Origin of the sequence: Hymenobacter latericoloratus, from assembly GCF_014199535.1 — a bacterium.
Taxonomy (GTDB): Bacteria; Bacteroidota; Bacteroidia; order Cytophagales; family Hymenobacteraceae; genus Hymenobacter; species Hymenobacter latericoloratus.
The window spans coordinates 1-12,824 of record NZ_JACHNV010000006.1 but is presented as its reverse complement, the minus strand read 5'-3'; the positions used below and the strand labels follow the sequence as shown (position 1 = coordinate 12,824).

Annotated in this window: 13 protein-coding genes; 3 read left to right on the top strand and 10 right to left on the bottom strand. The window is 63.7% G+C overall.

Features of this window, described 5'->3' with window-relative positions; translation table 11 throughout:
* Positions 1 to 112 precede the first annotated feature (112 nt).
* The 4 genes from GGU46_RS17110 to GGU46_RS17095 form a co-directional block, all read right to left on the bottom strand.
* On the bottom strand, positions 113 to 787 hold the full coding sequence (locus GGU46_RS17110; RefSeq protein ID WP_183404786.1) for a YggS family pyridoxal phosphate-dependent enzyme: 675 nt from the start codon (positions 785 to 787) through the stop codon (positions 113 to 115).
* 183 nt (positions 788 to 970) lie between these two features.
* Positions 971 to 2,020 (bottom strand): vWA domain-containing protein, encoded by a 1,050-nt coding sequence (locus GGU46_RS17105; protein ID WP_246399082.1) that lies wholly within the window; start codon positions 2,018 to 2,020, stop codon positions 971 to 973.
* Positions 2,021 to 2,100: 80 nt separating this feature from the next.
* Positions 2,101 to 3,051 carry a hypothetical protein gene (locus GGU46_RS17100; protein ID WP_215906379.1) on the bottom strand — a complete coding sequence of 317 codons (951 nt, stop codon included), beginning with the start codon at positions 3,049 to 3,051 and terminating at the stop codon, positions 2,101 to 2,103.
* 16 nt (positions 3,052 to 3,067) lie between these two features.
* Entirely contained in the window at positions 3,068 to 3,967 is a 900-nt protein-coding gene (locus GGU46_RS17095) for a DUF58 domain-containing protein (RefSeq protein ID WP_183404784.1), read from the bottom strand.
* A gap of 37 nt (positions 3,968 to 4,004) precedes the next feature.
* On the opposite strand from GGU46_RS17095, the gene GGU46_RS17090 reads away from it, so the two are divergent.
* Positions 4,005 to 4,421, top strand: coding sequence for a DUF4296 domain-containing protein (locus tag GGU46_RS17090; protein WP_183404783.1), 417 nt, complete (start codon positions 4,005 to 4,007; stop codon positions 4,419 to 4,421).
* On the opposite strand, the gene GGU46_RS17085 is transcribed toward GGU46_RS17090, so the two are convergent.
* From GGU46_RS17085 to egtB, 6 genes are all read right to left on the bottom strand, one after another.
* A complete protein-coding gene (locus GGU46_RS17085) occupies positions 4,418 to 4,750 on the bottom strand; it encodes a tRNA-binding protein (RefSeq protein WP_183404782.1) in 333 nt (110 codons plus the stop codon). The two genes, GGU46_RS17090 and GGU46_RS17085, sit on opposite strands and share 4 nt — an antisense overlap.
* Positions 4,751 to 5,035: 285 nt before the next feature.
* Positions 5,036 to 5,599: a DUF922 domain-containing protein gene (locus GGU46_RS17080; RefSeq protein ID WP_183404781.1), complete on the bottom strand. Its 564-nt coding sequence runs from the start codon at positions 5,597 to 5,599 to the stop codon at positions 5,036 to 5,038.
* A gap of 126 nt (positions 5,600 to 5,725) precedes the next feature.
* Complete coding sequence (locus tag GGU46_RS17075) at positions 5,726 to 7,099, bottom strand: MATE family efflux transporter (RefSeq protein WP_183404780.1); 1,374 nt, start codon at positions 7,097 to 7,099, stop codon at positions 5,726 to 5,728.
* Between the two features lie 281 nt (positions 7,100 to 7,380).
* Positions 7,381 to 8,496 carry a pyridoxal phosphate-dependent aminotransferase gene (locus tag GGU46_RS17070; protein ID WP_183404779.1) on the bottom strand — a complete coding sequence of 372 codons (1,116 nt, stop codon included), beginning with the start codon at positions 8,494 to 8,496 and terminating at the stop codon, positions 7,381 to 7,383.
* A gap of 59 nt (positions 8,497 to 8,555) precedes the next feature.
* Positions 8,556 to 9,584, bottom strand: a complete 1,029-nt coding sequence (egtD, locus tag GGU46_RS17065; protein WP_183404778.1) for an L-histidine N(alpha)-methyltransferase — start codon at positions 9,582 to 9,584, stop codon at positions 8,556 to 8,558.
* Positions 9,585 to 9,685: 101 nt separating this feature from the next.
* Positions 9,686 to 10,984 carry an ergothioneine biosynthesis protein EgtB gene (gene egtB / locus GGU46_RS17060; protein ID WP_183404777.1) on the bottom strand — a complete coding sequence of 433 codons (1,299 nt, stop codon included), beginning with the start codon at positions 10,982 to 10,984 and terminating at the stop codon, positions 9,686 to 9,688.
* Positions 10,985 to 11,242: 258 nt separating this feature from the next.
* Here egtB and GGU46_RS17055 point away from each other — a divergent pair, with 258 nt between their 5' ends.
* Both GGU46_RS17055 and GGU46_RS17050 read left to right on the top strand, forming a co-directional pair.
* Positions 11,243 to 11,473 (top strand): KGG domain-containing protein, encoded by a 231-nt coding sequence (locus tag GGU46_RS17055; RefSeq protein WP_183404776.1) that lies wholly within the window; start codon positions 11,243 to 11,245, stop codon positions 11,471 to 11,473.
* A gap of 185 nt (positions 11,474 to 11,658) precedes the next feature.
* Positions 11,659 to 12,732, top strand: a complete 1,074-nt coding sequence (locus GGU46_RS17050; RefSeq protein ID WP_183404775.1) for an o-succinylbenzoate synthase — start codon at positions 11,659 to 11,661, stop codon at positions 12,730 to 12,732.
* The last annotated feature ends 92 nt before the right edge of the window (positions 12,733 to 12,824 follow it).

Sequence of the window (12,824 nt, the reverse complement as noted above, 5' to 3'; positions counted from 1 at the left end):
GTCAGGTGTGAGTTGCCCATTTTCAGTTGCCAGTTGCCAGTTGCCAGTGGTGAGTTGTCAGGGTTGTAAGAACATACTGACAACTCACCACTGGCAACTGGCAACTGACATATTATCGGGAGCCAAAAATAGCGCTGCCTACGCGAATCAGGGTGCTGCCTTCGCGCAGGGCCAGCTCGTAGTCGGAGCTCATGCCCATGGAAATTTCCCGGAACGACTCATCTTCGGCGAAGTATAGCGCTTTCAGCTTGTCGAAATAGCCGCGCAGCTGCCGGAACTCGCGGCGCAGCTGATCCTCGTTGGGGGTGTTGGTGGCAATGCCCATCACGCCGGCCAGGCGCACGTGCTGCAGGGACCGGAACTCGGCCGATTGCAGAATCTCTTCCGCCTCGGCCAGGGTCAGGCCGGTTTTGGTTTCCTCGTCGGCAATATGAAACTGCAGCAGACCCTTAATTACGCGGTTGTGCTTGGCCGCCTGGCGCTCAACTTCCAGCAGCAGCTTCAGGCTGTCGATGCTCTGGATGGTGTGCACGAAGGGGGCAATGTACTTTACCTTGTTGGTTTGCAGGTGCCCGATCAGGTGCCACTCTACATCGGTGGGTAGCTCGGGCTGCTTGGCGGCCATTTCCTGCACCCGGTTCTCGCCGAAGATGCGGGCGCCGGCTTCGTAAGCCTCGCGCAGGCGCTCCACGGGATGAGTTTTAGTGACAGCTACCAGTCGGGCGGCCGTGCCGGTCAGGCGTTGTTGAATGCGGTGCAGATTATCAGAAATCACTGATTGACGCATATTAGTCGTGATTTCACTGATGCGGATAGATCAGGCAAAATCAGCAGGTGAGAGAATACGGGAAAGCAAAGCTAGGCGCTCAGGAAGTAAAACCCGGCCAGCGCCTTATTGTCTGCAGCCAAACCAGCCTCATTCATAAAAAAAAGTCAGCGAAATCACGGCTAATCAGCGTCAATCAGTGATTTAGTCTTCCAGAGCGTTGGTCAGAAACGTATTTTTCAGCCCTAGCCACAGCAGCCACAGGCCCAGGCACCAAAACAGGTAAATGCGGTAATAGTCGCGGGTGTTGCGGTAGCGGGTTTGCTTGATTTCCGACTTCTCGTAGCGGTTGATCTGGGCGAAGGTCTGTTGCAGGGCGGCGTTGTCGGTGGCGCGGAAGAAGCGCCCTTCGCCGGCCTGGGCAATCTGGCGCATGGTCGTCTCGTCGAGGCGGGTGCTGACGTAGGTGGGGCGGCCCGCGTCGTCGGTGCCGTAGGGCACGATGCCATCCTGGCCCAGCCCGATGGTATAGAGCTTGAGGCCGTAAGCGTGAGCCAGCTGGGCGGCCGTGAGCGGATCAAGGGAGCCAGCCGTATTTTCCCCATCCGAAATCAGGATGCACAGCTTGGTGCGGGAGCGGGAATCGCGGAGGCGGTTGGTGGCCACGCCCAGCGCCGTGCCAATGGCCGTGCCATCATTGGCAATCATGCCCAGGCGCAGGCCCTGCAGATTGTCGCGCAGCAGGTCGTAATCGGTGGTGAGTGGAGCCAGCGAGTACGCATCGCCGGCAAATACTACCAGCCCGATCCGGTCGCCCTGCCGGCCATCAATAAACTCGCGGGCTACCCGCTTGGCGGCCTCCAGGCGGTTGGGGCGCAGGTCCTGCAGCTCCATGGAGCCCGACACGTCCAGCACCAGCAGAATATCAATACCGGTGCCGCTCTGCACCACCCGCTCATCAGTACGCTGGGGCCGGGCCAGGGCCAGAATGCCAAAGCCCAGGCTTAGGGCCAGCACCACATCGGGCAGAAAACGCAGCACCGTACTCCAGTCGCGGGGGAGCTGGCCGGCCACGAAGGCCACGCCCAGGCGGGAGCGACGACGGCGGGCCAGGGCCCAGCGTACCACAAACAGTAGCGGCACCAGCGGCAGCAGCAGCAGCAGGCGGGGCTGCTCCCAGGTGTAACTGGCCAGGGTAGCGTAGCGCACGCTATCCAGCACAGGAGCCAGTACATCAGACCAGAGCTGAGGCATGCGGTAAAAGTAGTGAATACAGGGTTAGAGCAGCACCGGCACCGTAGGCAGTAGCTGGCCCGGAAAGTGGGTGCATTGGGCTAGGCCACGGGGGTAGGGCTGCGCCGGGCCGGGTTGGCCGGGCCCGACTCGCCCAGCCGCGTGAGCACCTGCGTGTACTGGCGCTCGGCAAAGCGGCGCAGCAGCTCAAAGGCCAGGTCGGTTTCGGTGTCGTCCTCGGAAAACTGGTTGCCGTAAATCACCCGGTCGGCCAGGCGCAGCGCCAGGCTTACATCAGCATCGTTCTGGTAGTGCGCTACAGTCTCGCGGGTGGTCAGGCTGGTGATGTTGCTGTCCTGGAGGGTAGAGAGGTAGTTTTTCCAGAGCGTGATGGCGCGCTCCATGTTAGTAGGCGAGCGGGACAGGGTGAAGCGCTCGACGTGGCGAGCATACTGGGCCAGAAAGTACGCGTGGTTTTTGCGCAGCCGGTAGCGGCGGTAGCGCTGGCGCAGGCTCCGCCGGAAGCCCAGCACGATGCTGCCTGCCACTGCCAGCAACAGGGCCGCCCCGGCCAGCCAGTAGGGGTAGTTAAGTTGGGGCTCAATGGGGAGCAGCCGCAGGTTCTGGCGGAGCGGGGGCGCCGCGCCACCCGGGGCCGGCGGGGCCGTCCGCCGCAGCCGGACTGCCGCCAGAGTGGTAGGCAGCAGCAGCGTATCGCGGCCGCTGAGCACGGTAACGGGTAGTACCAGGCGCTGCACCGAATCGAGGGCAAAGGTGCGCAGGTAATACACGGCCCGGTCGAGGCTGCGGCCCTGGCGGGTGCGGGTGGGGTAGTAGCGCCGGCCCACGTACTCAAACGGGGCAAAGTCGGCGGCCGAATCCGGGAAGATAACTTCCAGCGTGGGGTCGTGCGTGTAGGTAAGCTCGTAGGCCAGAACTTCGCCGACCCGCACCGCGGGCCGCTGAAACCGGCCCGTGGGTGCCGACTGCGCTACCCCCAGCGCCGGCAGCAGGAGTAACAGGGGCAGCAGCCACGCATGGCCGCGTAGCACAGCCAGGGTCAGCCGGCTACCCACGGCCGCCGCGCTGGTTACGCCGCCGAAACAGATTGACCAGCTGAGGCACAAAATCAGTATCGGTGGCAATGGAGAGGTACTCGGTGCGGTGGCGGCGGCAGATCTGGCCGATTTGTTCCCGGTTTTGCTCGTAGGTGGCGCGGTAGCGGGCCCGGAACGCCGCCGAGGAGGTATTCACCCACACCGTACGCCCCGATTCCTGGTCGTGGAGGGGAATGATGCCCAGGGGCGGAAACTCCCGCTCCCGTTGGTCCAGCAGCTGCAGCACCACCAGATCGTGCTTGCGGGCCAGCATGGTCAGCTCCCGCTCGTACTCGGCATCAATAAAGTCGGAAATCAGCAGCACAATAGTACGGCGCTTGAGTTGCCCCAGCGCCTGCTTAATGCCGGCTGCCACGGCCGTTTGCCGGCTGCGCGGCTCCAGCTCGAACAAGCGCTTGATAAGGGTGTAGGCGTGGCGGATGCCCTTGCCGGGCGCCAGGTACAGCTCTTTCTGATCAGAAAAGGCCAGAATGCCCAGCTGGGCGTCCTGGCGGGCCGCAGCCAGGGCCAGCACCCCACAGATTTCGCGGCCCACGTCAATTTTGCGGCGGCTAGCGGCCCCTACCTGTTGCGAGGCACTCACATCCAGCAATAAAAGCACCTGCTGCTCGCGTTCTTCCTTGTAGGTTTTCACGAAGGTACCGTGCCCCTTGCTGGATACGGCCCAATCAATGGCCCGCACCTCATCCCCGTACTGATACAGCCGTACATCATCAAACTCAAGGCCGGTGCCTTTGAAGACGGAATGAAAATCGCCCTGCAGCTGGGCATCCACGGCTTTCAGAATGCGGATTTCCATCTGCCGAAGTTTGCGGACGAGGTGCTGAAAAGGCGAATCGGCGGGTTTCATTCCGACTAAACTACGGGTTCCTCCTAACTTTGCCGCCGTGAAAAAATTTTCGTTTCGAGTAACGATGTGGGTAGGGGCGCTGGCCCTGCTGGTAACGGCCTGCCAGAAGGCCGACGATATAGCGCCGCCCCGCCAGCTTATTCCCCGCGACAAGATGGTGAGCCTGCTCATGGAGCTGCACACGCTGGAGGCTCGGACCGATGCCGCCGGCCTGCCCATCGACTCGGCGCGGGCTTTGTTTCATGAAGCGCAGAAAAACCTCTATTGGCGCTACGAAGTCAACGACTCCTCGTTTCGGCAGAGCTACCGCTACTACGCCGTGCACGACAAGGACCTGGACGAAATTTATGCCCAGGTAGTGGACAGCCTGGCCCTGCGCGAAGTGCAGCTGCAGGCCGCCAACGCTGCCAGCGCGGGAACTCCCGCGCCTACTCCGCCGCCGCCCCGCAACTAAACCAGGCGGCTGCCATTGGGCACCGCGGCGGCCACCGTGGCCAGCACAATGTGGCCCTCCGCATCAGGGGCGCCCGTCACCAGCACTTCCGACATAAACTTGCCGATTTGCTTGGGCGGAAAGTTAACCACGCACAGCACCTGGCGGCCCGGCAGCTCCTCGGGCCGGTAATGATGGGTAATCTGGGCGCTGGATTTTTTCAGGCCTATTTCCGGCCCCAGATCAATCAGCAGCTGGTAGGCCGGCCGCCGCGCGCCCACAAACTCGCGCGCTTCTACTACCGTCCCGACCCGCAGGTCCACGCGTTCAAACTCGGCCCAGGTTAGCATAGGTGGTGAAGTAGTGAGATAGTGAAATGGTAAGTTGACGTTCTGCTGGCGCCGATAAGGAGGGTAGCCCCCCGAAGGCAACGTGCAGGCAGCACACTAGCGCAAATTGGTAAAAAGCTCCCGGTGGGGCAGGCATCGTGGGGGTACGCTGCCTGCCCCGCCGGGACGTTGGCTGTGGAGTGGGGGTAGGGCCGCCGTTCACCCGAGCGTGCCTGCACCCCGTAACAGTCGTCCGCTCCGGCAGAACGGCAACTCACTATTTCACCATCTCACCAGTTCACTAGCTCATTTCAGGGCGAAGGCCTCAAGCTGCTGGAGGCGCTGCTGCGTCTGCTGCTCCCAGGCCTGCTGGCGGGGCAGGTTCAGGCCGTGGTTGGTTTCCTGATCGTAGCGGGCTTCTTCGCGCTGCCAGGTCAGAAAAGCCATTTTAGTAATGTTGTTGAAGGCCGGCTGCAGCTTCTCACAGTCAAGCTTAACGAGGCTGAGCTTCTGGCGCAGCAGGCGGGCGTGCACCTCCGTCAGATCGAAGTGGACCTGCTCGTGGCGGAGCAGCTGGGGGGTAGCCCGCTTAGGGTCCCGCACCCACGACTCCGTTGGCACGAACACGGCCCGCACCTGCGCCGAAAATACGTAGTCAACGCAGCCTACCTTGGCGTCGATGCTAGACGAGGTGAGAGCCGCCAGCTGATCCGTAGCCGGGCGGCTACGGAAGTCCTCCCAGGTAAGCGGGCGGTCGGGGCGCCACTCAATTTTGGCGGACGGCTGAACCCGGGCCGGCGCGGCGGCCGGGCCCTGCTGGGCCGCGGAAAACAAACTCAGGAAAAAGGGTAGCGAAAAAGAAAACAGCATGCAGCGCTAGAGCTAGGAAAAGGCAGCGGAAAAAACAGAACGCAGAAACGGCAGCAGCACAAACGCCATAATCGGGCCAGGCGGGTGCAAACTTCCGCCTCGTGGCCACTGGACCTGCTGCGCTGCTTAACGCGCGGTAAGGGCGGCTTCGTTCAGGGGGATGTGGGTTAGTATGGGCCGGCGCCGAAAGCGCACCAGCAGCACGCCCGCCACCAGGCTCAGGCCCGTAAGCAGCCCTACCCACACGCCCGTTGCACCCCAGCCCAGGCGGAAGCCCAGCACGTACCCTAGGGGTAAAGCCGCGGCCCAATACGCCAGCAGCGCCACCACAGAAGGCACCTTCACATCCTCCAGGCCCCGCAGCGCCCCCAATCCCACCACCTGCAACCCATCGGAAACCTGGAAGGCCGCCGCAATCAGCAGCAGAGAAGCCGCCTGGGCTACCACGGCCGGGTCGTGGTTGTAGTAGAGCGGAATGGTGTGCCGCCCCAGCACCAGCAGCAGCCCCATCAAACTCATGAACAGGAAGGTGAGCAGGTAGGCCGCCAGGCCGGCCTGGCGGGCGCCGTGGGCATCCTGGCTGCCCAGGTGCTTGCCCACCCGGATGGTAGCGGCTGCCGCAATGCCGCTGGCGGCCATGTACGTGACGGAAGCCACATTGATGGCAATCTGATGGGCCGCCAGATCAGTAGCGCCCAGCCAGCCAATCATGATGGCCGAGAAGCTGAAGGCGCCCATTTCAAACATCATCTGCACGCCAATAGGAGAGCCCAGCCCCACCAGGCGGCGCAGGCCCACGGCATCGGGGCGGAGGTTTTCGCGGGCGGCTTCGCGGTAGGGCTGCAGGCGCATGGCGCGCAGCACGTAGCCGGCCATGAGCACGGCCATCAGCACGCGGGCAATGAGCGTGGCCCAGGCGGCTCCCATCATGCCCAACTCCGGCAAACCCAGCTTCCCGAAAACCAGCCCGTAGCACAGCACCGCGTTCAGCACGTTGGCCTGAATGGAAAGCAACATGGCCTGGCGGGTAAGGCCCAGCCCTTCGGCAAACTGTTTGAAGCCCTGAAACAGCATCAGGGGCAGCAACGACAGAAACATTACCCGTACCCAGGGCGTAGCCAGCGCCACTACTTCCGCCGGCTGGTGCAGGTAGGGCAGAATAGCGGGCACCAGCAGGCCGCACAAGGCCAGCACCAGCCCCGATAGAGCGCTTAGCCACACGCCGTTAACCAGCAGGCGGCCCAGGGCCGGCACGTCGCGGCGGCCATCAGCGGCGGCTACCAGCGGGGTGATGCCCATGGTCAGGCCCATGCCCAGCACCATAACCACCGTATTCACGCTCACGCTCAGCGAGACGGCCGCCAGGGGCACCTTGCCGGTTTGCCCCACAATCATACTGTCGCAGACGTTGACCAGCACGTGACCCAACTGGCTGAGCATAACGGGATAGGCCAACTCAAGGGTGGGGCGCAAATGGGGGCGGAGAGCAGAACGAGACATACGGCAGCAGCAAAAGAACCGCAAAGGTACAACGCCCGGCCCCGGACCGTGCTATGGGCAACAGGTACGGGCACAGTTCCTCCCCGTGAAAAGCCTGGCCGGCCACCTGAATTCGCCTATTATGGCAGCTGCGGGCGCGTTCCTGTGCATAGCTTTCTGCACCTGCTAGACGAAAGCCTGCCGGGCTGGGGCGCCAGATATTCCGTTTCGGCCTTGCTCCATTAGGCCGCGCCCGGCATGACGGGCTGTGCAACAGCAACAATCTGGACTGCCCGCTGCCCCTAGCAGGCTGACAGCTCCAGAGCGGTGCGTAGCCGGGCCATTGCCTCCCGCAGCAGCGGCTCCGGCACGGCGTAGGAAAGGCGCACAAAGCCCGGTGCATCGCAGGTAGCGCCATCCACTACGGCTACGCCGGCCGTCTGGAGCCGGGCAACCAGCTCGGCGGACGCAGCGGCGGGCTCTGGCCCGGGCCGGAGGTAGGCGCGCAGGTCGGGGAAGGCGTAGTAGGTGGCTGCGGGCGCCACGGGCGGCACCTGGGGCAGGTCGGCCAGGGCCTCCAGCAGTACGCGGCGGGTGGGGTGCAGCTGGCCGATTAAGCCGCTGGTAATGGCCCCCGCGCTTTGGGTTGCCAGCAGGGCGGCGTGCTGCTGCGGGGCCGGAACGCCGCCGCCGGTAGCGTGCTGCCAGGCGGCGCAGGCCCGGGCTACGGCCACCGGAGCCAGCAGGTACCCAATACCCCACCCAACTAGGGCCAGGGATTTGCTGAACCCGTTTACCACCAGGTGGCGGCCGCCCGGGTCGGGGAAGCTGAGCAGGGTAGGGGGCGGCTCCGGGCCGAAGCAAATGCCATTATAGATTTCGTCGCTGAGCACAAAAAGGTCCGGAAATTCCTGGGTGACGGTTAGCCAGGCCGCAACCTCGGCCCGCGAGTACAGGCGGCCTGTAGGGTTGTTCGGGTTAGAGAAAAGCACTACCCGGGTGCGGGGCGTGAGGGCCGCGCGGAGTTGCGTGGGTGCCAGTGCGTAGTTGTTTTCCGGCCGTAGCGGCAGCGTACGGAGCGTGCCACCAGCGCGGGCTACCAGCTCCCGAAAGCCAAACCAGTTGGGGGTAGGCAGGAGCACCTCGTCGCCGGGACGCAAAACGGTTTGCAGCAGGGCAAACAGCGCCACTTTGGTGCCGGGCGTTACCACCACGTTGGCGGCGGTAGGGCCGCTACCCCCCGCCGAGTGATGAGCCGCCGCGACGGCCTCGCGCAACTCCGGCAGGCCGGCGGTTTCGGTTACCGGCAGCGGGCCGGCCAGCAGTACGCGGGTTGCGGCCTCTACCGCGGCCGCCGGGGGTAGGAAATTGCCGTAGCCGGAAGCCAGACTAATAGGCGAGGAAGCAGGAGCAGACATAGGGTGCGGGCAGAAGCAAACCAAGCGAGAAACAGAAGCCAACAGGCCGCAGCCGGGGCCTAGCGGGCGGGCCGCAGAATCACGTCCGCAAAATAGTCCTGCTCATCGGTAAAAAACTCCTGCACGGCCAGCCCGGCGGCCGAAGCCAGGGCCGCAATGCCGGGGCGGCTGAACTTGTAGGAGTTTTCCGTATGAATCATTTCCCAGGCGGCAAAGTCAACCTGCCAGTTCAGGGCGGAAAAATGCACGGCCTGAGCCCGCCGGCTCACCAGAAACGAGCGCACAGCCCCGCTCAGCGGGTCATAGTCGGTGTAATGCTGCCACTGGTTCAGGTCGAAGTTGGCCCCCAGCTCCTGGTTGAGGCGGTGCAGTAAGTTCAGGTTAAAGCGGGCCGTTACGCCCTGGCTGTCATCATAGGCCGCCCGGATCAGGCGCGGGTCTTTCTGCAAATCAAACCCAATCAGCAGCCGGTCGTCGGGGGTGAGGGGCTGGGCCAGATTCTGGAGGAAGCGGTGCCGGTCATCGGGCAGGAAATTGCCAATGTTAGAACCCAGAAACAGCACCGCTTTCCGTCCCGGCCGGCTGGCCATCAGGCGCAGGGCCTCGGCGTAATCGGCTACCACAGGTTCCACCCGCAGGGTTGGCAGCTCGGCACGCAGGCTGGTTGCCAGGCCCTCGAGGGCGGCGCTGGAAATATCCACGGGCACGTAGGTAAACCGGGCCCCAGCAGCCAGCAGGTGCCGCAGCAGAATCTTGGTTTTCAGCCCGTCGCCGGCTCCCAGCTCCAACAGAAAAAACGGCTCGGCCGGGTCGTGGGGGCGCAAGGCCTGCCCGATGGCCTGCTGGTGGCGCGTGAGCAACCCAAACTCCGTGCGGGTAGGGTAATACTCCGGCAGGGCCATAATCTGCTGGAACAAACGGCTGCCCTCGTCATCATAGAAATACATGGAGGACAGCGTTTTGAACGGCCGGCTCAGCCCCTCACGCACATGTTGGCCCAATGGGCTACTGGCCTCAGCGGGAGAGAAATTTTCCTCGGGCAGGGGCTGCAGGGTAGAAACAGAATCGGGAACAGCGTGAGCAGGCATACAGGCAGGAGGAAAAGAAGTTACCCGGCGCAAAGTCAGCGGGGGCTTCAGCGGAAGGAAAGGCGGTGAGCGGGCCGGGTGTGGCGTACTGATACGCCTGCTCAGCGGGCCAGGCGGATGCCGGTGTACTGCCAGCGCTTATCGGCGTGAAAGAAATTGCGGTACGTAAGGCGAATGTGACTTGCGGGGGTAGCGCAGGAGCCCCCGCGCAGCACCAGCTGGTTGAGCATAAACTTGCCGTTGTACTCGCCCAGAGCCCCGGCCGCGCGCTGGTAGCCGGGGTAGGGATGGTAGGCCGAGTAGGTCCATTCCCAGGCGTCGCCGAGGAGCTGGTGACACTGGCTAGCGGGGGCGGTAGGGGAGAGGGGCTGCGGGTCGTACAGGCCGCTTTCGAGGAAGGTGCCGGCCGCCGGCGTGGCCCCGAAATGCCGCGCCGCAATTTCCCACTCCTGTTCCGTAGGCAGGCGGCAGCCTCGCCAGTGAGCATAAGCATCGGCTTCGTAAAAGCTGATGTGGGTAACCGGGGCGGCCAGGTTTACCGCAACCAGGCCGTGGTGGCTGAAGCGGTGCCAGCTGCCTTCGTGCAGTACCCAGTACAGGGGCGCTTCCCACCCCTGCTGCTGCACCAGGTCCCAGCCCTCACCCAGCCAGTAGCGGAAGTCGCGGTAGCCGCCGGCTTCCATAAACTCCAGGTACTCGGCGTTGGTTACCAGGCGGTTCTGGAGCTCAAAGTCGGCTACGTAGGTATCGTGGGCCTCTAGCTCATTATCAAAGCAGAAGCCCTCCTCCTGAAACCCGATGCGGTACACCCCGCCCGGCACCGGCAGCCAGCGCGCGGCCGGGGCCGCCGAAGGGGGGGGCGTAGGTGGGGCCGGTTGGTAAGCCGGCGCCAGCGGACTGGTGCTTAGAATATACTTGATGTCGGTGACCAGAAGCTCCTGGTGCTGCTGCTCGTGCTGCAGGCCCAGCTCAAATACCTCCTGAAACGCTGCCGGCAGCGTGTCCTGCAGGGCCAGCAACTGCTCCATCTGCGCATCCACGAAGGCGCGGTAGGCATACACATCGGCCAGCGGCGGCCGGGAGAGGGTACCACGGTCGGCGCGGTTTACCCGGGAGCCCAGGGAGTTGTAGTAGGAGTTAAACAGAAAAGCATAGTCGGGGTGGTACACCGCGTAGCCCGGCAGGTACTCGCGCAGCAGAAAAGTCTCGAAAAACCAGGTGGTATGCGCCAGGTGCCATTTGGGAGGGCTTACATCAATAACGGGCTGCACCACGGTATCCTCGGGCAGCAGGGGGCGGCACAGGGCTTCTGTTTGCTGCCGCACGGCCCGAAAGCGAGCGGGGGCCGAAGCCGGCAACGCAGCAGCAACTTGTGGTAGGGAGGCCGAATCAGAATTCATAGCGCAGAAATTAGGCGAGGATACCAGGTAAAGTAACGGCAAACGGGGCGGGTAGTTTAGCCGGGGCGGCAATTAAGCTCGTCGGTACGTGTTTACCGTAGCCCGTGCGTATTACTACGGGCGCAGCTCCTCAGTAAAAAGCGGTATTTTACAATTGAGAGTAGGTTTTTGCCTGTTTCCGAGGCATCTTCGGTTACACTCAGCGCGTTAGCAGCCAGCTACCGATCTGCACTTCATCACCCTCTTACCCTACGAGCTATGAACACCAAATCCGCCAACCGTACCAACGCCGAAACGCCCGTAACCAAACGCCCCCGGGGCTTTGCCGCCATGGACCCGGCTACCCAGCGCCGCATTGCCAGCGAAGGAGGCCGCGCCTCGCACCAGAGTGGCCGGGGCCACCGCTTTACCTCTGAGGAAGCCCGGGCCGCCGGCCGGAAAGGCGGCCAGGCCAGCCGCGGCCGCAGCAATCAGGATACTGCCGCCTAAGTAAGCTACCGGCTAAGCCGCAGCGACAGGACCGGTAACAGCAGCTCTGCTGCCAGTACAGCGCCGCTTCTGCCTCCATTTTCGGGGCGGAGGCGGCGCTTGCCGTTGGCAGCACACCGTACCGGCGGCGCGCCCGTATATTGGTGCCCCACCAGCCCGGGGCCTGCCACCCCGTTTTCGCGCCCATGCTTCAGCTTCGTCTTTCCCGCCGTGTTCTGCAGTTCAACTTCCCGGCCCGCACCTCGCGCGGTGCCATTACCGAGCACGTAGCCCACTACCTGCACCTGCACGATTCCGCGCAACCCCACCTCGAAGGAGTAGGCGAAGCCGCACCGCTGGCGGGCCTGAGCCCCGACCACCGCCCCGATTTCGAGGCCACGCTGGAGGGCTTCGTGCGGGAGTTCAACCGCCGCCAACTGCGCGAACTGCTGCCCCAGGAGGCTACCGAACTGGTAAGCCCCGAGTGGCCGGCCCTGCGCTTCGCCCTGGAAGCAGCTACCCTTGATTTACAGAAGGGCGCCACCCATTGCCTTTACCAGAACGCCTTCAGCCGGGGCGAGGCCGGTATTCCGATTAATGGCCTGATCTGGATGGGCGACCCCGCCTTCATGCGGGAGCAGATTGAAAAAAAGCTGACCGAAGGCTACACCTGTTTGAAGCTGAAGATAGGCGGACTGGATTTTGCCACCGAACTGGAGTTGCTGCGCGAAATACGGGCCGTAGCCGGCCCCGAGCGCCTGACCCTGCGCGTAGATGCCAACGGCGCCTTCACCCCCCAGGAGGCCCTGCCCAAGTTAGAGCAGCTGGCCCGGTTCAGCCTGCACTCCATCGAGCAGCCCATCCGGGCCGGGCAGTGGGAGGCCCTGGCCGAGGTATGCCGCTCCTCGCCGGTGCCCGTGGCGCTGGACGAGGAGCTTATAGGCCTGACAGACGCTGCCCGGCAGGATGCCCTGCTGGACCATACCCGCCCCGCCTACCTTATTCTGAAGCCTACCCTGGTGGGCGGGCTGCAAGCCAGCCTGGACTGGGCCGCCAAGGCCAGGGAAAGAAGCATCGGCTGGTGGCTGACCTCGGCCCTGGAATCCAACGTGGGGCTGAACGCCATCGGGCAGCTGGCGGGCTCCCACGCCCTGCCCGGTTTCCCGCAGGGGCTGGGCACCGGGCAGTTGTATCATAACAATGTGGCCGCGCCCCTGCACATCCGGGGCGGGGAGCTGCATTATAACCCGCGGGGTACGTGGGAGCAGCCCGCAGGCTAAGAGGGTGTTGGGGAATCGGGTTTTGTATAAAGCCAAACGAGCCAGTAAGTTGCGTCGGGCGTTCCTAGGCGCCCGGGCATTATGGTTGACAG